The organism is Pseudarthrobacter sulfonivorans, assembly GCF_031454915.1.
In the GTDB taxonomy this organism is placed as follows: domain Bacteria; phylum Actinomycetota; class Actinomycetes; order Actinomycetales; family Micrococcaceae; genus Arthrobacter; species Arthrobacter sulfonivorans_C.
In genome coordinates this window covers 461,295-484,213 of sequence record NZ_JAVDRS010000001.1, presented here as the reverse complement: position 1 = coordinate 484,213, position 22,919 = coordinate 461,295, and the positions used below count along the sequence as shown (strand labels likewise).

The following is a 22,919-nucleotide window of genomic DNA, read 5'->3' as shown; positions in this document are numbered from 1 at the left end:
GAACCCGCCCGCCTCACTGCGTGAGCATCTCCCCGATTTTGCGGATTCCCCGCTCCAGCCGGGCTGCCGGCGATTCGTCACGGACCGCGTCCTCGGCGGCATCCGCCCTGGTGCTGACGCCGGCATCGATTCCTTCGACAGCAACAGCACTGAGCCGCTGGAGTACCGGAATAGCGTCATCGGCCAGGCCGGCAGGGAGATCGGACTCCAGCGTGAACCTGCCTGCCGCTGTCTCATAGGTAGCGGTCCAGGGAGCCAGTTTGCTGACCATCAGGCTCCCGCTCGTCGCAGCGACATCCACGGGATGCTGTTCGACGACGGTGGCGTAGTGCTCCCCGTCTGAGAGGTGCAGCTCCACCGCAGGCAAGCCGTTGACCGTGATGGCGTTAGCACTCCGGATGTGGAAGCCGAGGGTCTTTAGCTCCGGGCAGACCCATCCCTCTGACCGGAGGGCGGACAATTGCGGGGCCGTGAGTTCCCTGCCGTCAGCGGGCAACTGGGCAGCGTGCTGGACCAGGCTGCCGTTCATGGCTGTCCCGGCCATGGGAAGGCTGTCCCCCGCCAGCGCGAAGGCGCTGACGGCGAGGATTCCCGCCGCAGCGGCGGTCCCGCCGGCAGTGAGTGCAAGGACGCGCGCTGCCGGGTGCTGGCTGGGGGCCGGCGCCGGGCTGGCCGCGAGCATCTGGGTCCTGGACAGCAGGCGCGCGGTGAGGTCGTCGCTGGCAGGCGGCACAGCGGCTTCGCGGAGCCGCTGGATGTACTGGCGTTCGCGCTTGACAGTCGCTGCGCACTCTCCGCAGCTTTGCAGGTGGTCGTCGCCGCGGTGATGCCGGCGGCCAAAGGGGTTTTGGAGCGTCATGGTACCGATCAGAGAATGCTGGCGATACGGGGCAGTGACAGCTTGGGCTTGCGGCCCTGCTGCGGGCGGGGATCCCGGTGGGCAAGCTTCTCACGCAGCATGGTCCGTCCGCGGTGGATCCGCGAACGCACCGTCCCAAGTTTCACGCCGAGGGCGGCGGCAACTTCATCGTAGGACAGGCCTTCCAAGTCACACAGCACGACGGCGGCGCGGAAGTCCGGCGGCAATTCCTCCAGGGCGGCCTGGACGTCGAGGTCAAGGTTGTTCAGCTCGAAGCTCTGTTCCGGCCCGGGTTCGCGTCCCGGAATCCTGGATTCTGCGTCCTCAGCCAGTGCGTCGAAGCGGATGCGGCTCTTTCGGCGCGCCTGGTCCAGGAACAGGTTGGTGGTAATGCGGTGCAGCCAGCCATCGAGTGTTCCCGGCTTGAAGTTCTCCAAGGAACGGAACACGCGCACGAACACTTCCTGGGTGAGGTCCTCGGCGTCGAACTTGTTTCCGGTCAGGCGGTAGGCCAGCCGGTAGACCTTGGCGGAGTGGTTGGCCACCACTTCCTCCCAGGTTGGCCTGACCCAAACAGCGGCAGAAAGGTCTGTTGCAGGGACAGGTGCCACATCTGATGACATCGTCCACTCCCCTCGTGGATTGCTATCGCCCGGATACTGTTGACATCTCTGGTTCGGCGCCGATCCCCTCACGGATGACCGGATTACCATCATTTCAAAGTTGGCTGGGAATTTCCTGACCGGCATGGCTCTTCAGCCGAAGGCGCAACAGATTCCTTCCGTGGCTGGCACCCCCGGACACAGTACGCTGTACTAGACACTCCCCCTTGCTGCCCAGAAAGCGAATCCCTCATGAGCGCCGACAAGTCCACGAGCTGGTCCTATGCAGAAGATCTGCCCGCCGAGGATGAGGTTATGCTGCGGGCCAGGGAGCGCTCCTTTGAGTTGGGCGTGACGCCCATCGGTGCGGGTGTCGGAGCGGTCCTGACGGTGTTGGCTGCAGGGTCCAAGGCCCAGACAGCCGTCGAAATCGGAACGGGGGCGGGCGTCTCGGGCGTTTGCATCCTGCGGGGGCTGGGTCCGCAGGCCGTGCTGACCACAATCGACGTGGACGTGGAGCACCTGAAGGCGGCGCGTGAGGCGTTTTCGGAAGCCGGAAGTCCGGCAAACCGCACGCGGACCATCTCCGGCCGGGCGGGCGATGTCCTGCCGCGCCTGACCGACGCCGCTTATGATCTCGTATTCATCGACGCCGACAAGCCCGGCCTGCCCGGCTACGTGGAGCAGGCCATCCGGCTTCTTAAGACCGGCGGCCTCTTGATCATTAATGACGCCCTGGATAAGGACCGTGTTGCCAACCCTGCCGCCCGGGAGGCCAACACCGTGGTCCTGCGCCAGGTTGGCAAGGCAATCCGCGACGACGAGCGGCTCGCTTCGGCGATGCTTCCCACCGGCGACGGCCTGCTGATAGCAGTCAAAAAATAGGAAAGGGCCCGCAGCCGACAGGCTGCGGACCCTCCCCCGCGAAGTTATTACTCGGTAACGCCGACGAGGCATTCCTTAAGGTTGGCCGCCTCCGCAGCGTTAAGTTCCACCACAAGCCGTCCGCCGCCTTCGAGCGGAACGCGCATGATCAGGCTGCGGCCCTCCTTGGTGACTTCCATAGGGCCGTCGCCGGTGCGTGGTTTCATAGCCGCCATGAGGAATTTCCCCTCCATTTAGTCCCAGGACATATCAGCCCGGATGGGCTGTGTCCGCATGGTCAAATCAAGCCGCCATGGCGGCCCGTACTGATGCCGCCATGCCTGAACATTTCTGAATCCTGTTGTCCTTGCTTACTACCTATTATCCTGTAATTACCCGCACGTAGCTAATCGATGGACATTTACGGCCACGTCGGATTCCTCGATCCGGCAGCCCGGCACCGCCCGTGATCACGGCGGATAATCGCCGCCGCCGGGAAGTTGCGCCCAGGCCCACAGCCAGACGATCCACACGATCTGGAGCAGGACAAACATGGTCAGGACGGTGCCGCGGTAGGCCCGCGAGCGGGACAGCAGAGCTGCACCAAGGGCCAGCGGAAACAGCGGAAGCAGCATACGGAAGGTGCTGGTTTGGGGGTGCAGGAACAGCAGCAGGTACCCCATGTAACAGGCGCACCACAGGCGAAGCTCCGCGCCCAGCCGCACCACGGGCGGGGCGAACAGCAGGAGCGCAAAGAGACCTGCAAAGACAAACGGCGCCACTACGCCCAGGACAGGTCCGAAGAGGTCGATGCCGGTATCGAACCAGGGTTTGAAGGGCACCAGGTCATGGCCGCGCCACACCGTTTCGGTTTTGGTGTATGCCGCGATGTCCCCCGTGGCGGCCCAGGCCGCTGCCGGCCAGAGCAGGGCCGAGGCGCCGCAAAGGGCGGTGAGGCCGGCCAGGGACACGAGTTCACGGGGCCCATGGGAGCCTGCCCGGCCCTCGCGGACCCGTTCCACCAACCGGGCGATGAAGAGCAGTCCCAGCGTGGCCGCGAATGGAACACCCACCGGGCGGGAAAGGCACAGGAGCACCACCACCGGCATGGCCAACACGTAGTGCTGCCGGACCACCAGTAACAGTGCGGTGGCCAGGAGGAAAATGGTCAGGGGTTCGGCGTAGGGGACTTGGAGAACGGCGGACGCGGGAAAGGTTGCGAAGAACGCCGTTCCCCAGAGGGCTGCACTGTGCGAAGCCTTGTGCCTGAACAGGCAGTACACGGCCAGTGCGGCTCCCAGCCCCGAAAGCATCGCCACCACCATCAGCGCCGCCGCAGGGCTGGACCCGGTCAACCCGGCAAGCGCCCGGCCCAGTGCCGGGAAGAGAGGGTAGAACGCCCACGCATTTTCCTGCACGTTGCCGGCGGCGTCCGTGGGCAGCGGTGCGGGATACCCGTCGGTGATGATCCGCCCATACCAGCGCGCATCCCAGATGTTGATGAAATTCCAGTAGTCCGGGGTGGCTGGAAACCAGGGATTAGGCCCTTGGTGGCGGGCCGCCGCCATGAAGATGCACGCGCTGACCAGCCGGGCAGCGGCATAAAGGACTGCCACCTGCAGCCACCACGGCCAGCGTCTGACCGCATCCGCGGCGCGCACGCCGAGTGCGGTGATTGACGCCGTCGGGCCCGTTCGATCCCCCGTGTCTGTGCTCAACCGCCGGCCTCCGGGCGCGCTGCCCGTTCGGCGTCGCCCAGCCGCGTCCGGAGTTCCACCAATTCCGCGTCCTTGGCGGCGAGCTGGTCCCGCAGTTCGTCCAGGACCTGGTCCACCTGATCCATACGGTAGCCACGGAGGCCGAGGGAGAACCGGACATGGTCGACGTCGGCCGGTGCAGCGTTGGCGGGCAGCAGCACCGGCGGCAGGTTGGCCGGGGGCTGGGGGAATCCGCCGTACAGCACCCCGGCTCCCGGCGGTTCATGGTCAGCGGGCGCGGCATCGGCTTCGGTGCCGCGCCCGATGCTGCGGCGCACGCCGCGCAGGATGCCGCGGCGTCCGCCGACACCCGCCCAGAGGGTGGCGCCGAGCAGCACGACGGCGAGGAAAACCAGGAAAAAACTCACAGCACCCATCGTGCCAGATATGGACGTGCCTGCTATTCGGGCCGCTGCTCCCCGTTGCTGGAGGGAACCGGGGCCGTGCCGTGCAGCACACGCTGCACGGCTTCGGCAGGATCATCCACCACCTGGATCAGGTCAAGGTCCTTTTCGGAAACCATGCCCTCGGCCACCAGGGTTCCCTTGATCCATTCGATCATCGGACCCCAGAAGTCGACCCCGAGGAGCACAATCGGGAACGACGTCACCTTCCGGGTTTGGACCAGGACCATTGCCTCGAAAAGTTCATCCAGCGTCCCCAGCCCGCCAGGGAGCACGATGAAGCCTTGGGCATACTTGACGAACATCGTCTTCCGGGCGAAGAAGTAGCGAAAGTTGATGCCGAGGTCCACCCACTGGTTCAGCCCCTGCTCAAAAGGCAACTCAATACCCAGGCCAACGGAGACACCGTTGCCTTCCACGGTGCCGCGGTTGGCGGCCTCCATGGAACCGGGACCGCCGCCGGTAATGACGGCTACGCCGGCCGCGGCCAGGTGACGGCCTACGGCCATGCCCTTTTCGTAGTACGGGCTGCCCGGTTTGGTCCGCGCAGAACCGAACACGCTGACGGCCGGTCCAAGATCGGCCAGGGCGCCGAACCCCTCTACGAACTCGCTCTGGATCCGGAGCACCCGCCAGGGATCCGAATGGACGAACTGCCCAGCGCCCTTAGTATCGAGCAGATGTTGATCCGACATCTCTACAGCTGCCTGCTTGCGGCGTAGTTCGAGGGGCCCCTTACGGCGCGGCTGGGAAGTTTTGGCGGGATCTGCGTTGATGCTCATCCCCCTAGGCTAGTGCCCAGCCGCCATGCCCGCGGCAGGTATCTCTTGAATCACGATCCGCAGCAACATGGCGTGATTCCCGTCATAGGCGGTCTTTGTTCGCTAGATTCTTCTTATGACTACTCATGTGCCCGGCGATGCGCTCGTCTCCCTGAATGGTGTGAATAAGCATTATGGTCAGCTGCACGTCTTGAAGGACATCAATCTCCACGTCCGCAAGGGCGAAGTGGTTGTAGTCATCGGGCCTTCGGGCTCGGGAAAGTCCACGCTGTGCCGTGCCATCAACCGCCTGGAAACCATCGAGGGCGGCACCATCAGTATTGATGGCAAGATGCTGCCGGAAGAAGGCAAGGAGCTCGCGCAGCTTCGCGCCGACGTCGGCATGGTCTTCCAGTCCTTCAACCTCTTCGCGCACAAGACCATCCTTGAGAACGTGACGCTTGGACCCATCAAGGTCAAAGGCGTAGCCAAAGCACAGGCGGACAAGGAAGCCATGGCATTGCTGGAGCGGGTGGGCGTGGGTCACCAGGCCCCCAAGCTCCCAGCCCAGCTCTCCGGCGGACAGCAACAGCGTGTGGCTATTGCCCGCGCACTGGCTATGAAGCCGAAGGTCATGCTCTTTGACGAGCCCACCTCCGCCCTCGATCCCGAAATGATCAACGAAGTCCTTGATGTCATGATCCAGCTGGCCAAGGAAGGCATGACCATGGTGGTGGTCACGCACGAAATGGGCTTCGCCCGGAAGGCTGCCGACCGCGTGGTCTTCATGGCTGACGGCCAGATCGTCGAAGACGCCAAGCCGGAGGAATTCTTCACCAATCCCAAGAGCGACCGCGCCAAGGACTTCCTGTCCAAGCTGCTCACCCACTGATTTCCCATCACCGAACACACACACCAGTTCGCATCCAGGCCGTGACCCACGGCCGATCAATGAAAGGAATGTCATGAAGGCATTTATGACCCGCCGGAAGTCGTTCTTCGTGGCGGCTACCGCGGCCCTGGCGTTGTCCCTGAGCGCTTGTGGCGGCGGCACCCCCGGTACCACCAGCGACCCCACCGTTGCCGACAAGCCCACCTTCGCCGCAGGCACCACCATGGCCAAGCTGTCCTCGGCAGGGACCATCAAGATCGGTACCAAGTACGACCAGCCGCTCTTCGGCCAGGTGGGCCTGGATGGCAAGCCGGTAGGCTTCGACGTTGAGATGGGCAAGCTCATTGCCGCCAAGCTTGGTATCGCGGCGGACAAGATCGAGTGGTCCGAAACAGTCTCGGCCAACCGCGAACCCTTCATCGAGCAGGGCAAGGTTGACCTGGTGATCGCCACGTACACCATCAACGACAAGCGCAAGCAGGTTGTCAGCTTCGCCGGCCCGTACTACGAGGCCGGCCAGGCGCTGATGGTGAACAAGGACAACACGTCCATCACCAAGCCTGAAGACGTCAAGGGCAAGAAGGTCTGCTCCGTGACCGGATCCACTCCGGCAGCCACCATCGTGGAGAAGTACGGAGCTGTGCTCGTACCGGCCGCCACCTACTCCGCCTGCCTTGAGCCGCTGCGCAACAAGCAGGTTGAGGCCATCACAACGGACAACGTGATCCTGGCCGGTTTCGTCGATAAGGAGCCGGAGGCCTTCAAGCTGGCTTCGGATGAGACCTTCACCAAGGAGCCCTACGGCATCGGCCTGAAGAAGGACGACACCGAATTCCGTACGTGGATCAACGATCAGCTCGAGGCATTCGGCAAGGACGGGTCCTACAAGAAGGCTTGGGAAGCCACTGCAGGTTCGGTCATCAAGACCGCTCCTGAGCTTCCCGCCATCGACCGCTACTAAGTAACACCAGGTAGCCACGGCGGTTTCCGGGGAAATGGTGCACAGCGCCTCCCCCGGAAACCGCCAGCCTGTTTTTCGACCCTCTACGCCCAGAGCCGAAGGATCCTATGGAAGTCATTCTCGAAAACCTCCCCCTGTATTGGGAAGGCCTTCTCCGCACTCTTTTCCTGTCTGCCGTCTCCGGGATTATCGCCCTGATCGTCGGAACACTCCTGGCCGCCGCCCGTGTCTCCCCCGTGGCGGCCCTGCGCGGGTTCAGCATGGTGTACGTGGAAGTCCTCCGGAACACGCCACTGACCATTGCCTTCTTCTTTGCAGCCATCGTCCTGCCCCGCCTCGGAGTGACGTTCGAACAGTTCGAAGTCGCCGCCATCATCGCCCTCAGCGCGTACACCGCGGCGTTCATCGCAGAGGCCGTCCGGTCCGGGGTCAACAGCGTGCCGATCGGCCAGGCGGAGGCCGCGCGAAGCATCGGCATGAAGTTCGGCCAGGTGCTCTCGCTCATCATCCTGCCCCAGGCCCTGCGGACGGTGATCCCGCCGTTGATCAACATCCTCATCGCCCTGGTCAAGAACTCCTCCGTCGCCGGCGCATTCTTCGTCCTTGAACTGTTCGGTTACGGCCGCCAGATGGCCAATGCCAATGGCGACCAGGTCATGGCCGTACTTCTGGGCGTGGCGTTCTTCTATCTGCTCCTCACCGTTCCCCTGGGCATCCTCGCCAGCACGGTGGAACGAAAGGTGGCGATTGCCCGATGACTTCAGTTCTCTACGACGTCCCAGGGCCCAAGGCCCGCCGGGTATCCCTGATCGGTTCCATCATTGGAACAGTGGTGATCCTCGGCCTCTTGGCGTTTATCATCATGACCCTCGCCCAGCAGGGCATTTTTGAAGGCCGCCGCTGGGCCATCTTCACCCGGGGCGATGTCTGGATGCTCCTCGGAAACGGCATCGGGGCTACCCTCAGCGCCGCCGCCATCGCCGCAGTGATCGCCTTCCCGCTCGGCCTCATGCTCTGCCTGCTGCGAATCTCCCTGGTTACTTGGATCCGGGTCCCCACCCGTGTGGTCCTGGAGTTCCTGCGCGGCATGCCGGTTGTCCTGATGATGCTCTTTGTGCTGCTGGTGTTCGGCACCAGCTCGTTCATTGCGGTGATCGCCGGACTGGTCCTGTACAACGCCGCCATCTTCGCGGAGATCATCCGTGCCGGCATCCAGTCGCTGCCGAAGGGACAACGCGAAGCAGGCCTGTCCATCGGCCTGACCAGCTTCCAGTCCCGGATGCTGGTCGAACTGCCGCAGGCTGTCCGCCGGATGATGCCGTCACTGGTTGCCCAGCTGGTGGTGCTCCTCAAGGACACGTCGCTGGGTTACATCGTGGCTTACGGCGAACTCCTCCGTGCCGTCCAGGTGATGGCGGACTTCCTGGGGAACGCGTTCCTGTTCCCCATCTTCTTTGTCGCCGCCGCCATCTACATTGCGATCAATATCTGTGTTTCCCGGATCGCAGTCTGGATCGAACGCCGCGGCTCCACGAAGGCCGCCGGCGGCGTGGCCAAGGCGCCAACCGCCGTCGTTGCACCGGAACTGCCCGAAGTGCGGGAACCGAAGTAACAACACCGAACAGACAGGCCGAAGGGTCCGCAGCTTACAAGCTGCGGACCCTTCTGCTGTGCGTGGGGCGTAGGGTCAGCCCAGCCAGCTCCGCAGCGCCCGGAGGCATTCGCGGATTGCGTCGGCGTCGACGTGTTCTTCGTCCTTGTGCGCCAGCAGCGGATCGCCGGGGCCGAAGTTCACCGCCGGGATGCCCAGTTCGCTGAAGCGTGCGACGTCGGTCCAGCCGTACTTGGGCTTCGGTTCCGCACCGACCGCTGCCACAAAGGACGCGGCAGCGGGGTGGTTCAGTCCCGGCCGGGCGCCGGCTGCGGCGTCAGTGCGGACGACGTCGAAGCCCGCCAGCAGTTCGCGGACATGGGCCTCCGCCTGGTCCGGGGACTTGTCAGGGGCGAAACGGTAGTTGATTTCCACCACGCAGCGGTCCGGAATGACGTTGCCGGCCGTGCCGCCGTTGATTTTCACGGCGTTGAGGCTCTCGCGGTAGTCGAGGCCGTCCACGTTGATGGTCCGTGGTTCATAGGCCGCCAGCCGGGCCAGGATGGGTGCCGCCGCGTGGATGGCGTTGCTGCCCATCCACGCCCGGGCGGAATGCGCCGCCTCCCCAACCGTGGTGGCCTCGAAACGGCTGGTGCCGTTGCAGCCACCCTCCACCGTGCCGTGGGTGGGTTCCAGGAGGATGGCAAAGTCACCGTCCAGAAGATCTCCGTGGTTGCGGACCAGGCGGCCCAGGCCGCTCTTCACCGCTTCCACTTCCTCATGGTCGTAGAACACAAAGGTGACGTCCCGCTTGGGTGAGGCCCGGCCGTCGAACAGTGTGGCCGCCAGCGCGAGCTGGACAGCGACGCCGCCCTTCATGTCCGTGGCTCCGCGCCCGTACAGGACGCCCTCCCCCGGAATGCCGGACTCCCAGGTGGAAGGCACCGTGCCACGTGCGCCTTTGGTAGTCGGCAACGGGACAGTGTCCAGGTGTCCGGCCAGGATGACGCGTTCCGGCCGCCCCAGCTCGGTGCGGGCGACGATTGAGTCGCCATCGCGCACCACGCGCAGCTGCGGAATGGCCCGGAGTGCCACGTCGACGGCGTCAGCCAGCTCCGTCTCATTCCCGGACACGCTGTTGATGTCCATCAGCGCTGCGGTCAGCGTGGCAACGTCCTGACGGAGGTCCAACGTCACGGTGGTCGATTCAGGGGCAGTTTCGGCAGTCACGTTGCCAGTCTAGTTCGAACCCGCTGCCCGCCTTGTCTAGACTGGAAGCATGACTGAGACCGCTACCTCCGCCGCGCCCAAAGACCAGAACGCAACCTCCGACGACCGCTCCGCTTATGGGTTCGGGTTGGCCACCCTCGCCACTTCCGGCGGGGATGCCACCGTCCTGGACGTTTGGTTTCCGGCACCGGCACTCGGCATCGCGGCCGAGCGCCTGCGTGCCGTGGAGAACGCGGACGCCACCCTGCTCCAGCTCGCTGAGAATGGTGCAGACGCGGACCGCGGCACCGAGCAGAAGGTGGTCTTCGTCCAGATCAACCTCGACGAAGCACCTGTCGACACCGCAGACGCCTACCTTCGCCTGCACCTGTTCTCACACCGGCTGGTCCGGCCCAACACCATCAACCTCGACGGCATCTTCGGCAAGCTTCCCAACGTTGTCTGGACCAACTTCGGCCCCGCCGCCGTCGAAGGCTTCGAGCTGACCCGCGCCAAGCTTCGCCGCCGCGGCGCCGTCACCGTCTATGGGATCGACAAGTTCCCCCGCATGGTGGACTACGTTGTGCCCTCCGGTGTCCGGATTGCCGACGCCGACCGCGTCCGCCTCGGCGCCCACCTCGCTGAAGGCACCACAGTGATGCACGAAGGTTTTGTGAACTTCAACGCCGGCACCCTGGGCACCTCCATGGTGGAAGGCCGCATCTCCGCCGGCGTAGTCACTGGCGACGGCAGCGACGTGGGCGGCGGCGCCTCCATCATGGGTACCCTCTCCGGCGGTGGCAAAGAGCGCATCGCCATCGGTGAGCGCGTCCTGCTGGGTGCCAACTCCGGCGTCGGCATCAGCATCGGCGATGACTCCGTGGTGGAGGCAGGCCTCTATGTCACGGCTGGCACGCGCGTGCGTGTTCCTGGCCCCAGGGACGAGGTGGGCGAGGACACCACCAGGATCGTCAAGGCAGCGGAGCTTTCCGGCGTCCCCAACCTCCTCTTCCGCCGCGACTCCACTACGGGCGCCGTCGAAGCCCTGCCGCGCAAGGGTCAGACGGTGGAACTCAACGACGCCCTCCACGCCAACTGACGCGTTGGCAGCACGCGGACGTGGTTTCCGGCGCGTCACCGTGCTCCTGCTCTCGCTGGCGCTCTTAGCCGGCGGCGTTTATACGGTGGTGGCCTTTGTGCAGCGCTCCGAAACCCTGGTTACGGAGCGCTGCACCGCAGATGTCGGGACCCAGCACGCGGAACTTGCAACGGATCAGGCGGTTAATGCGTCGCTGATCACGGCGGTGGCCGTTCAGCGCGGGCTTCCGCCGCGGGCCGCCAGCATCGCCCTGGCAACTGCCATGCAGGAATCCAAGCTGCGCAACATCGACCACGGCGACCTGGCCGGTCCGGATTCCCGCGGACTGTTCCAACAGCGCCCGTCACAGGGGTGGGGCACCGCTGAACAGGTCATGGACCCGTATTATGCCGCGAACGCCTTCTACGACGCCCTGGTCAAGATCCCCGGCTATGAGTCGTTGGAGATCACCGACGCCGCCCAAAGGGTCCAGCGCTCCGCGTTCCCCCGCGCCTACGCCCAGCACGAGGTGATGGGCCGGTCCTTCGCTTCCGCACTCTCCGGGCAGACCCCGGAAGCGGTACAGTGCACACTGCGCGCACCCCAGGAGGCAGGCCTGCCCGATGCTGTAGAGGCGGAACTGGCCCAGGCCTACGGAACGCTCGGGACCGTCACCGAGGGCGAATCGCTGGTTGTTGAAACCAGCGGCAGCCAAGCATGGTCCGTGGCGCATTGGGCCGTTGCCAACGCCAAGGACCTCGCCGTGACCCGGGTGGATGTTGCCGGTCGGAGCTGGTTCCGCAAGGACCAGGCTGGCTGGCAGGTAACCGACGCACCGGAGGGCCGGGTCAGGATCACCGTGGCGCCTGCGGGCACCCGTGACTGACCGGCCCCGCCGAAGCCCGCGTCGCCAGCCGCTTTAGACGAGGATTTCCACCACCGGCTGGACATAGCTGCGGAAGAGTTCCGGCTGGGACATGAGGTTATGGCTCATGATGATCTTGTCCGGCTCCAGGTACCACGCCCGCTGTTCGTTCAGCGGCAGTTCAATGATGGTCAGGTTGAAGTCCCGTGCCTCCCGGCCGACCTCCATCAGCCGGTCATCCACCATGTCGCCCAGCAGTTGGTCCGAACCGCTTGCTACCCGTTCGGCCTCCACCCGGGCATATTCGCTCCGGCGCTCCCGTGCCCACGTCAGGGCGGCGCCGAAGTGCGCCTGCAGGACACGCTGGAGGGCCGGAGAGTTGCCGAACGCCTCAAAGGCCGGCGGGGACAGCTCCGGTGAAGTCTGGGGGTGGGCCTTGAGCAGCTGCTCCCACCAGGCTTCCCATTCGGTCTTGAGTGCGCTGACCCCGCCCACGTCGGCGGTGAGATGTGAATGGTCGGCGTGGCGGACCTTGGGCGCGGCATGTGACAGTGCTGGGTGGCCGGCGCCGTCGAGACCTGCCGCGTCACGGACGAACAGCGCGATCATCAGGGGTCCGGACGTGTCCGTGGTGATCTGCCAGCCGGAACCACCTGTGTTGTGCATTCCATTTCCTCCTGTGGCCTGCCTTAACCGGCTTGGTTGGCCGGCTCCGCTCCCCCGGCTCCCAGTCTATTCCCGTTGCCACCAGACGGTAATGTCAGGCGGCAAGGCTCCTGAGGTGCCGGTCCAGGACGTCATGGCACATCTGTGCGGTCATCCACGCGGGCTGCAGGAGCGAATGCATGCAGAGCCCGTCAAGCGTCGCCAACAGCCTCTCCGCCTCAACTGTCAGCGACTGGTGCCCGCCGCCGTCGTGTTTGACCAATGCGGTGATCACCTGCCCGACGACGGCGGCCACCTCCCGGTGGCTGCGGTCGGCTTCCGGAGCGAGGAAGGGCCGGATCCTCGCGGCGTTCTTGAATGCCATCCAGACGCAGGCATCCACGGCCCGTTCTTCGTCCAGCGGGAGGAATTCGCCCAGCAGGGTTAAAACAGCCTCGCGTTCAGCGTCCGACCCGGGTTCGCTGGCCGCCATGGCCAGCTGGGCCGCGGTGAGCCTGGCCAGGATCCGGTCCACGACCGCGGCGAAGGAAAACCTGAGCAACTCGTCACTGCCAGCGAAGTAATGCCGGACGGAGCCCACGGCCAGTCCGGCCTCATCTGCCACCTCACGCAGGGACGCCCGTTCCAGCCCGTCCACGGCGATGATCCTGAAGACAGCTTCGACGATCTCTGCGCGCCGGGCCTCGGCATCAACTATTTTGGGCACTTCTATTTTTTAGCACAACCGTGCTGGAATCCATCCATCGGCGGAATTGGGATAGCGTGGGAGCCATGAAAATTCTGGTCACAGGTGGCACCGGGTACATCGGCTCGCACACTGTCTTGTCCCTGCAGGAAGCCGGTCACGATGTGGTGGTGATCGACAACCTGGTGAACTCCAGTGAGGAATCGCTGCGGCGCGTTGCCGAACTCAGCGGCAAAACTGCCGACTTTCACAACGTGGACCTCGTGGACGAAGCCGCGGTGGACAGCGTCTTCGCGGGCAACTCAATTGACGCCGTCATCCACTTCGCCGGACTCAAGGCCGTGGGTGAGTCCGTGCGTGAACCACTCAAGTACTACTACAACAACCTCGTGGGCACGCTGAACCTGATCCGGGCCATGGACCGCCATAACGTTCGATCCATTGTCTTCAGCTCCTCGGCCACCGTCTACGGCGAGCACAATCCCATTCCCTACGTGGAGAAAATGGAGATCGGCGCCAACAACCCCTACGGCCGCACCAAGGAGCAGATCGAGGACATCCTGGCGGACCTGGGCGCCGCGGACAGCCGCTGGCACATCGCCCTGCTGCGCTACTTCAACCCGGTGGGCGCGCACCCGTCCGGCCGCATCGGCGAGGACCCCCAGGGCATTCCCAACAACCTGGTGCCGTTCATCGCCCAGGTGGCCGTGGGACGCCGCGAGAAGCTGATGGTGTTCGGCGGCGACTACGACACTCCTGACGGCACGTGCCTGCGGGACTACATCCACGTGGTGGACCTCGCCGAAGGCCACGTGGCAGCCCTGAACCACGTAGCGGACCGCACCGGCGTGTTCCGCTGGAACCTTGGCTCCGGCAAGGGCTCCTCGGTCCTGGAGGTCCTGCGGTCCTTCGAGAAGGCCTTGGGCCAGCCCATCCCCTATGAGATCACCGGGCGCCGGGCAGGTGATCTCCCCGCGTTCTGGGCGGATGCCACCTCGGCCCTGGCCGACCTCAGCTGGTCCACCACCAAGACCGTGGACGAGATGTGCGAGGACCACTGGCGCTGGCAGAAGAACAACCCCCAGGGCTACTCCGCCTAGCCTCCCCCATCGATTGCTCCGTAACCGCCGTTTTGAGCCCTGAAAACGGCGCAGGGCCCACGCCGGCAGGGTTCCCTGGCCGAGCTTGCGAGGCGAGGGGGCCGGTGGGGATCAATGGATGGTAACCAACGACGGCGGCCGGTCACCTTCGTGGAGAAGGTGACCGGCCGCCGTCGTACTTGAACCGGTGGGAGCCGGTGGGGATTAGCGGGCCGGGTAGTCGCGCTCGGGCTCGCCGATGTACAGCTGGCGCGGGCGGCCGATCTTGGTGTTCGGGTCGCTGATCATTTCACGCCACTGGGCGATCCAGCCCGGCAGGCGGCCGATCGCGAACAGTACGGTGAACATCTTCTCCGGGAAGCCCATGGCCTTGTAGATCAGGCCGGTGTAGAAGTCCACGTTCGGGTAGAGCTTGCGCTGGATGAAGTAGTCATCGTTCAGCGCCTTCTCTTCCAGGCGCAGGGCGATCTCAAGCAGTTCGTCGTTGCCGCCGAGTTTGGTGAGGATTTCGTGGGCCGTGGCCTTGACGATCTTGGCGCGCGGATCGTAGTTCTTGTAGACGCGGTGTCCGAAGCCCATGAGGCGGACGCCGTCTTCCTTGTTCTTGACCTTCTCCATGTAGTCCTCGGGCTTGGTGCCGTCGGCCTGGATCTGGCGGAGCATCTTGAGGACTGCTTCGTTGGCGCCGCCGTGGGCGGGGCCGAAAAGGGCGTTGATGCCGGCGGACACCGAGGCGAACAGGTTTGCGTTGGAGGAGCCCACCAGGCGCACCGTGGAGGTCGAACAGTTCTGCTCGTGGTCTGCATGCAGAATGAGAAGGAGGTCCAGCGCCTTGGCGATGACCGGGTCCACTTCGTACTGCTCGGCCGGAAGGCCGAAGCTCAGGCGGAGGAAGTTCTCCACGAGGTTGTGGGAGTTGTCCGGGTACAACATGGGCTGGCCGATGCTCTTCTTCAGGGCGTAGGCGGCGATGACCGGCATCTTGGCAAGCAGCCGGTACGTGGAGACCTCGACCTGCTCGGCGTTGAACGGATCCAACGAGTCCTGGTAGAACGTGGACAGCGCCGAAACAGCCGAGGAGAGCACGGGCATCGGGTGGGCATCACGCGGGAATCCACTGAAGAAGCCCTTGAGCTCTTCGTGCAGCAGCGTGTGGTGACGGATGCGCTGGTCGAAGGCTTCCAGCTCCGTGGGGCTGGGCAGGTTGCCGTAGATCAGCAGGTAGGAAACTTCGAGGAAGCTGGAGTGCTGCGCCAGCTGCTCGATGGGGTACCCGCGGTAACGCAGGATGCCCGCATCGCCATCGATGTAGGTGATAGCGGACGTGGTTGCTGCGGTGTTCATGAAGCCGGGGTCAAAGGTGACTGCGCCCGTCTGCTTGAGCAGCTTGGAAACGTCGTAGCCTTCGTTTCCTTCAACAACCTGGATGCGCGGGAGCTTAAGCTCGCCTCCTGCATGGTGCAGGGTTGCGCTGTTGGTCTCAGTCATGGAGTCCCCTTCATGAGGCGCCTTGGGCCTCTGTCGAAAGCTTGATCCAACATCCGGTGAGCCGTGCACTGTTCCTGTTCTTACAGGATTCCAACACCCGGGCTGCCTTCTTGTAGAAAGCCACCATTGATAGTCGCTTAAAAAGTACCGCTCGATGGGCTGGTGTCGCTAATCGGCGGCCTTCGAAGTCCCCACAAAACGCCGCGTTTGTGGTACGAGTCACACGATTGTTACGGCGTGGTAGCCAACCGGGCCACTGCCGCGTCGATCCGTTCGTCGGTGCCAGTCAGGGCAACGCGCACGTAGCCGTTGCCGGTTTCTCCGTAAAAGACGCCCGGGCCCACCACGATGCCCCGGTCCGCCAGCCGGTCCACGGTGTCCCAAGTCCCTTCCCCGGCAGTGGACCAGAGGTACAGTCCCGCGTTCGAATCCTTGATTTCCAGCCCGAAGCGCTGCAGCGCGGGCACCAGGCGTTCACGCCGCCCGCGGTAGAGGTCCTTCTGGGCCAGGACATGGGTGTCGTCGCCCAGCGCAACCCGCATGGCTTCCTGAACGGGGTACGGCACGATCATGCCGGCATGCTTGCGGCTGTTGACGAGGTTGGCCATGATGGCCGGATCACCGGCCACGAACGCTGCCCGGTAGCCTGCCACGTTGGACTGCTTGCTGAGCGAATATACCGCCAGGAGTCCGTCGTGGGAGCCGCCGGCAACGCGGGGATCCAGGATGCTGGGGACCGGCTCGCCGCCCCGCTGGGCATCCCACACACCCCAGCCGAGTTCCGCGTAGCACTCGTCCGAGGCCACTACGGCGCCAAGTTCGCGTGCCTGCGCTACAAGGGCTTTCAGGGACTCAACGTCACGGACGCTTCCGGTGGGGTTCCCTGGGGAGTTGACCCAGATAAGGCGCACCCTGGCGCGGGTGGCGTCGTCGAGCTCGTCCAGGTTGTCTGTTGCCACTGAGGTGACTCCGGCGAGAGTAGCCCCGATGTCGTAGGTGGGGTAGGCAACCTGGGGGCGGACCACGACGTCGCCCGGCTTGAGCCCGAGCAGGAGTGGCAGCCACGCTACGAGTTCCTTGGATCCCACTGTCGGCATGACGTTCTTCGGATCAAGGCCGGGAACACCGCGACGGCGGTCGAACCACGCAGCGATGGCTTCCCGCAAAGGAAGCGTGCCGTGCACGGTGGGGTACCCGGGGGCGTCAGCGGCAGCTTTGAGGGCTTCCTGAATGAGCGCCGGCGTGGGGTCCACGGGGGTTCCGATGGAGAGGTTGACCGCCCCGCCGGGGTGCTCGGACGCTTTGGCCAGATAAGGCGCCATGGCTTCCCAGGGGTAATCGGGCAGGCTCAGGCCAAAAGTGTTTACCGCTGACGTCACAGGGGCTGCCCGCTCAGTGGTCTTGGTTCTGCAGCGGCAGGGCCGCGATCATCGGGTGGTCCTTGCCCGTGTTGCCCACCTTGGCGGCGCCACCGGGTGAGCCCAGGTCGTCGAAGAATTCGACGTTGGCCTTGTAGTAGTCCGCCCACTCTTCGGGAGTGTCATCCTCGTAGTAGATGGCCTCAACCGGGCATACCGGCTCGCACGCACCACAGTCAACGCACTCATCCGGATGGATGTACAAGGAACGCTCGCCCTCATAGATGCAGTCAACGGGGCATTCCTCAATACATGCCTTGTCCTTGACATCTACACACGGCTGCGCGATTACGTACGTCACGTCCCTTGCCTCTCCACGATATTTCCCGGCAGTGGCCGGCACTTGAATCCGGCACCCGCCGGACTATTGACTTCTGAGCCTATTATCTCCCAGTGCGATCACGCGAACCTAGCTGGCCACCTAGTATGAAGTGGTGAGACCCACCCAGCCTACGCCCCGAGAATTCCTGGCAGCCGCAGCACCCGGAACCAGGGTTGTGGTCCGCTACCGGATCGACGGCGGCCTCACGGATGCCCTGGGCCACTTGGTGGCCACTGACGACGGCGGGTGCACAGTGCGGACGCGGACGGCCGACGTCGTGATTCCCCTGGACCTTGTGGTCGCCGCCAAGGAAGTGCCACCGGCGCCTGAGCGGCGCCCCGCCCGCATCCGCAGCTGACCCCCTCCACAACAAAAAACTGCCGGTACGACGGCGGGGATCCCGCCTGCCGTACCGGCAGCTTCCTCTACAAACTGGAGTTTTTGTCCAGATAACCCGGGCTGAACGGCCCTAAAGCGCGGTTATCTGGACAAAAACTCGATTAGACCTTGGCGCGGGCGCGGTTGGCCTTGGCACGCTCGTTGGTGTCCAGGATGAGCTTGCGGATGCGGATGGACTCCGGGGTCACCTCGACGCACTCGTCTTCGCGGGCGAATTCGAGGGACTCTTCGAGGGTCAGGTCGCGCGGGGGCGTCAGGTTCTCGAAGGTGTCCGAGGAAGCGGCACGCATGTTGGTGAGCTTCTTTTCCTTGGTGATGTTGACGTCCATGTCGTCTGCGCGGGAGTTCTCGCCGACGATCATGCCCTCGTAAACCTCAGAGGTGGGCCGGACGAAGAACGAGCCACGCTCCTGCAGGTTGATCATGGCGAACGGCGTCACAACACCTGCACGGTCCGCGATCATCGAACCGTTGGTGCGGTACTCGATCGGGCCGGCCCAGGGCTCGTAGCCCTCGGAGATGGATGCTGCGATGCCGGCGCCGCGGGTGTCCGTGAGGAACTTGGTGCGGAACCCGATCAGGCCACGGGCCGGAACGATGAATTCCATCCGGCACCAGCCGGTGCCGTGGTTGGCCATGTTGGTCATGCGGCCCTTGCGGGCAGCCATGAGCTGGGTAACGGAGCCGAGGTACTCTTCCGGCACGTCGATGGTCATGTGTTCCATCGGCTCGTGGATCTTGCCATCCACGGTCTTGGTGACAACCTGCGGCTTGCCAACGGTCAGTTCAAAGCCTTCACGGCGCATCTGCTCAACCAGGATGGCCAGCGCGAGCTCGCCACGGCCCTGGACTTCCCAGGCGTCGGGACGCTCGGTGGGCAGCACCTTGATGGAGACGTTACCGATCAGTTCCTTGTCCAGGCGGTCCTTAACCTGGCGGGCCGTGACCTTGGCGCCCTTGACCTTGCCGGCCAGCGGCGAGGTGTTGATACCGATGGTCATGGAGATCGCGGGATCGTCCACGGTGATGAGCGGCAGCGGCTGCGGGTTCTCGACGTCGGTCAGGGTCTCACCAATGGTGATTTCCTCGATGCCGGCGACGGCCACAATCTCGCCGGGGCCAGCGGACTCGGCCGGAACACGGTCCAGCGCCTTGGTGGCCAGCAGTTCGGTGATCTTGACGTTCTTGAGTTCGCCGTTGGCGCGTGCCCAGGCAACGGTCTGGCCCTTGCGCAGGGTTCCGTTGTAGATGCGGAGCAGGGCGAGGCGGCCCAGGAACGGCGAGGCGTCCAGGTTGGTCACGTGTGCCTGGAGGACACCGTTCGGGTTGTACGTCGGGGCCGGGATGTGCTCGATGATGGTCTTGAAAAGCGGCTCAAGGTCTTCGTTTTCAGGAGCGGAGCCGTCGGCGGGCTGGTCCAGGGACGCGCGGCCTACCTTGGCTGCGGCGTAAACCACGGGAACTTCCAGGATCTTGTCCAGGTCCAGGTCCGGAACTTCGTCGGCGAGGTCCGAAGCGAGGCCGAGGAGCAGGTCCATGGACTCGTGGACAACTTCCTCGATGCGTGCATCGGGGCGGTCGGTCTTGTTGACCAGGAGGATGACCGGCAGGTGCGCGGCCAGTGCCTTGCGCAGCACAAAGCGGGTCTGGGGCAGCGGGCCCTCGGAGGCATCAACCAGCAGAACAACGCCGTCAACCATGGACAGGCCGCGCTCCACCTCGCCGCCGAAGTCGGCGTGGCCGGGGGTGTCGATCACGTTGATGGTGATAGTTTCGCCGTTGGAAGACGGTCCGTTGTAGGCCACCGTGGTGTTCTTGGCCAGGATGGTGATGCCCTTTTCGCGCTCCAGGTCACCGGAGTCCATCACACGGTCTTCGAGGTGGTTGTGTTCAGCAAAGGAGTTGGTCTGCTTGAGCATGGCATCGACCAGCGTGGTCTTGCCGTGGTCAACGTGGGCCACGATCGCGACGTTGCGCAGGTCACTGCGCGATGCAGTGGCTACCGCAGTGTTGGTGGTGGTTTCAGACATGCGTTATTGCTCGATTCAGTGGGTCAGCTGTAGAGTATCGCCGCATTTCCAACCGGAGTCCACGACGGATTGGCCCATAAACACAGGGCGCCTTCCATTATTCTAAGCGCTGCAGCTTAATGCGCCTAAAAATCACACACGGGCCCTCGGCTGGCCTCAGCAGCTGACCAGGCCCCGCCACGGCTCAAGAGTTAGCAAAGTCACTGGATTTTCTTGACTTGATGCCCCATTATTACTGTGATACGTCAAGCCAGCCCGGAGAACCACAGATGCGAAAACCCTCGGCACTGTCCCGCTTAGCCGCATCCGGAATCGCCGCCGGCTTCCTCCTCGGCGGCTGCGGGCTGCCACCTGCACCGTCCGGTTCTTCAACCGTGCAGGCGCCAGGCGCCGGCGCGCCGGCTGTCGCGGCCGGGCCTGGGGCGGCAGGTGGTGCTGCGGGGCACTACATACCTCCAGGGACTGATCGCCTCCCCGCAGGCACCGTTCTCTACAATCCGGCAAGCGGCCGTGACGAAGTGGTAGTGCCGGACATGCGGCATACGGCCCTCCTCATCGGCGACTCCCAATCCGAACCCGCCGACTCCTGGCCGCGTCGTGCCCTCACCGCCGTCGGCTATAAGGTCCACTTCTGCGGGCGCGGCGGAACCGGCTACGTGGCGGACAACGGCCACACCGGTAATTTCCTTGATGCTCTTCTGGATGGCGATTGGAAACTTCCGTACGGAACCCCGGCGCTGGTTGTCATCCAGGGCGGCGGCAACGATGCCACCAAAGGCGCAACGGACGCCGAGATAGTTTCTAACGCCGACAGCCTGATCGAGACCCTGAAGGACCGGTATCCGGGCACGGAGATTGCCATGATCGGCACGCTGGCCCGTGGCGCCAAGCATGGCGGCGGCCGCAGGACTGAGGTGGACGCGCTGTTGGGTACCGTCGCAGCAAGGCACGATATCCCGTTCATCAGCTTGGGCGACTGGTTGACCAAGTACAACCTGATCGTGGATTTGGCAGATGATGTACACATGGATGCCGATGGCCGGGGAAACATGGGCCGGCTGCTCGAATCGAGGCTTCGGAAGCTGCGGCTCGAAGGGCCGCCAGCGGATGAGCTGGGGCCCTTGGAGGCCGCCGCGCAGGTCCCGGAAAACTGATTCGCTGAAACAAGGATCGAGCCCTTAACCCGGGATGGAGCCAGCGCCCCGAAAGGCACCGGCTCCATCCCCCGCAATGTCACGGCCGGGTCAGGCTACCTCTGGCGGCAGCATCAGGCGGGCACCCGGGATAGCGTTCAGCAGTGCCTTGGTGTAGTCCTGCCGGGGCGAGTCGAAGACATCGTCCGTGGATCCTGTCTCCACCAGTTTCCCCTTCTCCATCACGCAGACGTGGTCGGCAATTTGCCGGACCACGGCCAGGTCATGGGTAATGAAGAGGTACGTGAGTCCGAGGTTCGACTGCAGGTCGGCGAGCAGGTTCAGTACCTGGGCCTGGACCAGCACGTCGAGCGCGGAGACGGCTTCGTCGCAGATAATCACTTCCGGGTCGAGTGCCAGGGCACGCGCGATGGCGACGCGCTGGCGCTGGCCACCCGAAAGTTCGTTCGGGTACCGCCGCATGGTGGACTGTGGCAACGCCACCTGGTCGAGCAGTTCGCGGACCTTCTTTTCCCTGCTCGCCTTGTCGCCGATTTTGTGGACCCGCAACGGCTCCTCGATGGTACGGAAGATGTTGTACATCGGATCGAGGGAACCGTAGGGATCCTGGAAGATCGGTTGTACCCGGCGCCTGAACGCGAAGATCTCTTTCCTGTTCAGGGTGGACGTGTCCACACCGTCGAAGATGATCTTGCCGGACGTCGGAGGCAGCAGGTTCAGCACCATCTGGGCAACGGTGGACTTGCCTGAGCCGGACTCCCCCACAATCGCTGTGGTGGTTCCCCGCTTGACGGTGAAGGAGACGTTGTCCACGGCGGTAAAATCCGTGGCCCGTCCCACTCCGGACCGGAGCTTGAAGACCTTTGTCAGGTCCTTAATCTCCAGGACATCGTCCGGCAGGTTCGCCTCAACGACAGCTTCGGTCGGGGCAAGGAGCTCGTCAGTCTCGATGCCGAGGTCCTTCGCCACCTGGATGCGGCGGGAAGCCAGGGAGGGCGCCGAGGAAACCAACCGCTGCGTGTAGGGGTGCCGCGGATTGCGCAGGAGTTCCAGCGAAGGGCCCGCCTCCACAACCTGGCCGCGGTACATCACCACCACCTTGTCCGCGCGTTCAGCCGCGAGGCCAAGATCGTGCGTGATCAGGAGGACGGCAGTCCCCAGTTCGGCGGTCATGCCCTCCAAGTGGTCGAGGATCTGCCGCTGGACCGTCACGTCCAGTGCGGACGTCGGCTCATCGGCGATGAGCAGCCGGGGCTGGCACGACAAGCCGATTGCGATCAGGGCACGCTGGCGCATGCCGCCGGAGAACTCGTGCGGATACTGTTTGGCACGCCGGTGCGCGTCCGGCAGGCCGGCTTCCGCCAGCACCTTGGCGATATCCTCGGGACCGCTGGGCTGGCCATTTGCCCTCAGCGTTTCCTTGACCTGGTAGCCGATTTTCCACACCGGGTTCAGGTTGGACATCGGATCCTGCGGAACCATACCGATGGTGCTGCCACGGAGTTCGATCATCCGCTTTTCGGAGGCATTCGAGATATCCTCGCCGTCGAGCAGGATCTGCCCGCCGGAAACCCTGCCGTTGCCGGGGAGAAGCCCGATGGCCGCGAGTGCCGTCGTGGACTTGCCGGAACCGGATTCACCCACGATTGCCACCGTTTCACCCGGCATGATGGTGAGGTGCGCGTTGCGTACCGCTTTTACTTCACCGCCGCTGGTATCAAACGTGATGGCGAGGTCCCGGATTTCGAGCAACGGCCGGTCGGCCGGGATATCTGCCTCGTTGAAACTGACGTCAGACGTAGTCATGTATGCAT

24 protein-coding genes are annotated in these 22,919 nt (G+C 64.2%); 10 read left to right on the top strand and 14 right to left on the bottom strand.

Annotated elements, in window-relative coordinates:
- Positions 1-13: 13 nt before the first annotated feature.
- Both J2808_RS02210 and sigE read right to left on the bottom strand, forming a co-directional pair.
- Complete coding sequence (locus tag J2808_RS02210; RefSeq protein ID WP_309810955.1) at positions 14-859, bottom strand: anti-sigma factor; 846 nt, start codon at positions 857-859, stop codon at positions 14-16.
- A gap of 8 nt (positions 860-867) precedes the next feature.
- Positions 868-1,482 (bottom strand): RNA polymerase sigma factor SigE, encoded by a 615-nt coding sequence (gene sigE, locus J2808_RS02205; RefSeq protein WP_309810953.1) that lies wholly within the window; start codon positions 1,480-1,482, stop codon positions 868-870.
- Positions 1,483-1,713: 231 nt separating this feature from the next.
- On the opposite strand from sigE, the gene J2808_RS02200 reads away from it, so the two are divergent.
- Positions 1,714-2,346 (top strand): O-methyltransferase, encoded by a 633-nt coding sequence (locus J2808_RS02200; protein WP_309810950.1) that lies wholly within the window; start codon positions 1,714-1,716, stop codon positions 2,344-2,346.
- A 47-nt stretch (positions 2,347-2,393) separates the two neighbouring features.
- Here the strand turns inward: J2808_RS02200 and J2808_RS02195 are convergent, their stop codons facing one another.
- From J2808_RS02195 to J2808_RS02180, 4 genes are all read right to left on the bottom strand, one after another.
- The gene (locus J2808_RS02195; RefSeq protein WP_009357720.1) at positions 2,394-2,561 is read right to left on the bottom strand and encodes a DUF3117 domain-containing protein; all 168 of its coding nucleotides are present in this window, start codon (positions 2,559-2,561) and stop codon (positions 2,394-2,396) included.
- A 234-nt stretch (positions 2,562-2,795) separates the two neighbouring features.
- On the bottom strand, positions 2,796-4,043 hold the full coding sequence (locus J2808_RS02190) for a hypothetical protein (protein WP_397427961.1): 1,248 nt from the start codon (positions 4,041-4,043) through the stop codon (positions 2,796-2,798).
- Positions 4,040-4,459, bottom strand: a complete 420-nt coding sequence (locus J2808_RS02185; RefSeq protein WP_309810947.1) for a DivIVA domain-containing protein — start codon at positions 4,457-4,459, stop codon at positions 4,040-4,042. Before J2808_RS02185 ends, J2808_RS02190 begins: the two co-directional genes overlap by 4 nt.
- 23 nt (positions 4,460-4,482) lie before the next feature.
- Positions 4,483-5,268 carry an LOG family protein gene (locus J2808_RS02180; protein ID WP_309810942.1) on the bottom strand — a complete coding sequence of 262 codons (786 nt, stop codon included), beginning with the start codon at positions 5,266-5,268 and terminating at the stop codon, positions 4,483-4,485.
- A 115-nt stretch (positions 5,269-5,383) separates the two neighbouring features.
- On the opposite strand from J2808_RS02180, the gene J2808_RS02175 reads away from it, so the two are divergent.
- The 4 genes from J2808_RS02175 to J2808_RS02160 all read left to right on the top strand — a co-directional run bounded on the left by J2808_RS02175 (position 5,384) and on the right by J2808_RS02160 (position 8,712).
- Entirely contained in the window at positions 5,384-6,139 is a 756-nt protein-coding gene (locus tag J2808_RS02175; RefSeq protein ID WP_309810939.1) for an amino acid ABC transporter ATP-binding protein, read from the top strand.
- Positions 6,140-6,212: 73 nt separating this feature from the next.
- Positions 6,213-7,100 (top strand): glutamate ABC transporter substrate-binding protein, encoded by an 888-nt coding sequence (locus J2808_RS02170; protein WP_309810936.1) that lies wholly within the window; start codon positions 6,213-6,215, stop codon positions 7,098-7,100.
- A gap of 107 nt (positions 7,101-7,207) precedes the next feature.
- On the top strand, positions 7,208-7,858 hold the full coding sequence (locus J2808_RS02165; protein ID WP_309810933.1) for an amino acid ABC transporter permease: 651 nt from the start codon (positions 7,208-7,210) through the stop codon (positions 7,856-7,858).
- A complete protein-coding gene (locus tag J2808_RS02160; RefSeq protein ID WP_309810931.1) occupies positions 7,855-8,712 on the top strand; it encodes an amino acid ABC transporter permease in 858 nt (285 codons plus the stop codon). The genes J2808_RS02165 and J2808_RS02160 overlap by 4 nt, the downstream gene beginning before the upstream one ends.
- A 75-nt stretch (positions 8,713-8,787) precedes the next feature.
- Here J2808_RS02160 and dapE read toward each other — a convergent pair whose 3' ends face one another.
- On the bottom strand, positions 8,788-9,921 hold the full coding sequence (gene dapE / locus J2808_RS02155) for a succinyl-diaminopimelate desuccinylase (protein ID WP_309810929.1): 1,134 nt from the start codon (positions 9,919-9,921) through the stop codon (positions 8,788-8,790).
- A 49-nt stretch (positions 9,922-9,970) separates the two neighbouring features.
- Between dapE and dapD the strand changes: the two genes are divergently transcribed.
- Both dapD and J2808_RS02145 read left to right on the top strand, forming a co-directional pair.
- Positions 9,971-10,999, top strand: coding sequence for a 2,3,4,5-tetrahydropyridine-2,6-dicarboxylate N-succinyltransferase (dapD, locus tag J2808_RS02150; RefSeq protein WP_309810926.1), 1,029 nt, complete (start codon positions 9,971-9,973; stop codon positions 10,997-10,999).
- 4 nt (positions 11,000-11,003) lie between these two features.
- Positions 11,004-11,864, top strand: coding sequence for a transglycosylase SLT domain-containing protein (locus tag J2808_RS02145; RefSeq protein WP_309810922.1), 861 nt, complete (start codon positions 11,004-11,006; stop codon positions 11,862-11,864).
- A 33-nt stretch (positions 11,865-11,897) separates the two neighbouring features.
- Here J2808_RS02145 and J2808_RS02140 read toward each other — a convergent pair whose 3' ends face one another.
- Positions 11,898-12,509: a hypothetical protein gene (locus J2808_RS02140; RefSeq protein ID WP_309810919.1), complete on the bottom strand. Its 612-nt coding sequence runs from the start codon at positions 12,507-12,509 to the stop codon at positions 11,898-11,900.
- Between the two features lie 94 nt (positions 12,510-12,603).
- Positions 12,604-13,215 carry a TetR/AcrR family transcriptional regulator gene (locus J2808_RS02135; protein WP_309810916.1) on the bottom strand — a complete coding sequence of 204 codons (612 nt, stop codon included), beginning with the start codon at positions 13,213-13,215 and terminating at the stop codon, positions 12,604-12,606.
- Between the two features lie 65 nt (positions 13,216-13,280).
- On the opposite strand from J2808_RS02135, the gene galE reads away from it, so the two are divergent.
- A complete protein-coding gene (gene galE, locus J2808_RS02130; protein ID WP_309810915.1) occupies positions 13,281-14,294 on the top strand; it encodes a UDP-glucose 4-epimerase GalE in 1,014 nt (337 codons plus the stop codon).
- A gap of 204 nt (positions 14,295-14,498) precedes the next feature.
- On the opposite strand, the gene J2808_RS02125 is transcribed toward galE, so the two are convergent.
- The 3 genes from J2808_RS02125 to fdxA all read right to left on the bottom strand — a co-directional run bounded on the left by J2808_RS02125 (position 14,499) and on the right by fdxA (position 17,501).
- The gene (locus J2808_RS02125; RefSeq protein WP_309810912.1) at positions 14,499-15,782 is read right to left on the bottom strand and encodes a citrate synthase; all 1,284 of its coding nucleotides are present in this window, start codon (positions 15,780-15,782) and stop codon (positions 14,499-14,501) included.
- Positions 15,783-16,012: 230 nt separating this feature from the next.
- Positions 16,013-17,161, bottom strand: a complete 1,149-nt coding sequence (gene dapC / locus J2808_RS02120) for a succinyldiaminopimelate transaminase (RefSeq protein WP_309810910.1) — start codon at positions 17,159-17,161, stop codon at positions 16,013-16,015.
- 13 nt (positions 17,162-17,174) lie between these two features.
- On the bottom strand, positions 17,175-17,501 hold the full coding sequence (gene fdxA / locus J2808_RS02115; RefSeq protein WP_056344030.1) for a ferredoxin: 327 nt from the start codon (positions 17,499-17,501) through the stop codon (positions 17,175-17,177).
- A gap of 130 nt (positions 17,502-17,631) precedes the next feature.
- Here fdxA and J2808_RS02110 point away from each other — a divergent pair, with 130 nt between their 5' ends.
- A complete protein-coding gene (locus tag J2808_RS02110) occupies positions 17,632-17,880 on the top strand; it encodes a putative acetyltransferase (protein ID WP_309810906.1) in 249 nt (82 codons plus the stop codon).
- Positions 17,881-18,022: 142 nt separating this feature from the next.
- On the opposite strand, the gene typA is transcribed toward J2808_RS02110, so the two are convergent.
- Entirely contained in the window at positions 18,023-19,951 is a 1,929-nt protein-coding gene (typA, locus tag J2808_RS02105) for a translational GTPase TypA (RefSeq protein WP_309810903.1), read from the bottom strand.
- A 269-nt stretch (positions 19,952-20,220) separates the two neighbouring features.
- Between typA and J2808_RS02100 the strand changes: the two genes are divergently transcribed.
- Positions 20,221-21,105 carry an SGNH/GDSL hydrolase family protein gene (locus tag J2808_RS02100; protein WP_309810901.1) on the top strand — a complete coding sequence of 295 codons (885 nt, stop codon included), beginning with the start codon at positions 20,221-20,223 and terminating at the stop codon, positions 21,103-21,105.
- Positions 21,106-21,195: 90 nt separating this feature from the next.
- Here J2808_RS02100 and J2808_RS02095 read toward each other — a convergent pair whose 3' ends face one another.
- Positions 21,196-22,911, bottom strand: coding sequence for an ABC transporter ATP-binding protein (locus tag J2808_RS02095; RefSeq protein ID WP_309810897.1), 1,716 nt, complete (start codon positions 22,909-22,911; stop codon positions 21,196-21,198).
- Positions 22,912-22,919 lie beyond the last annotated feature (8 nt).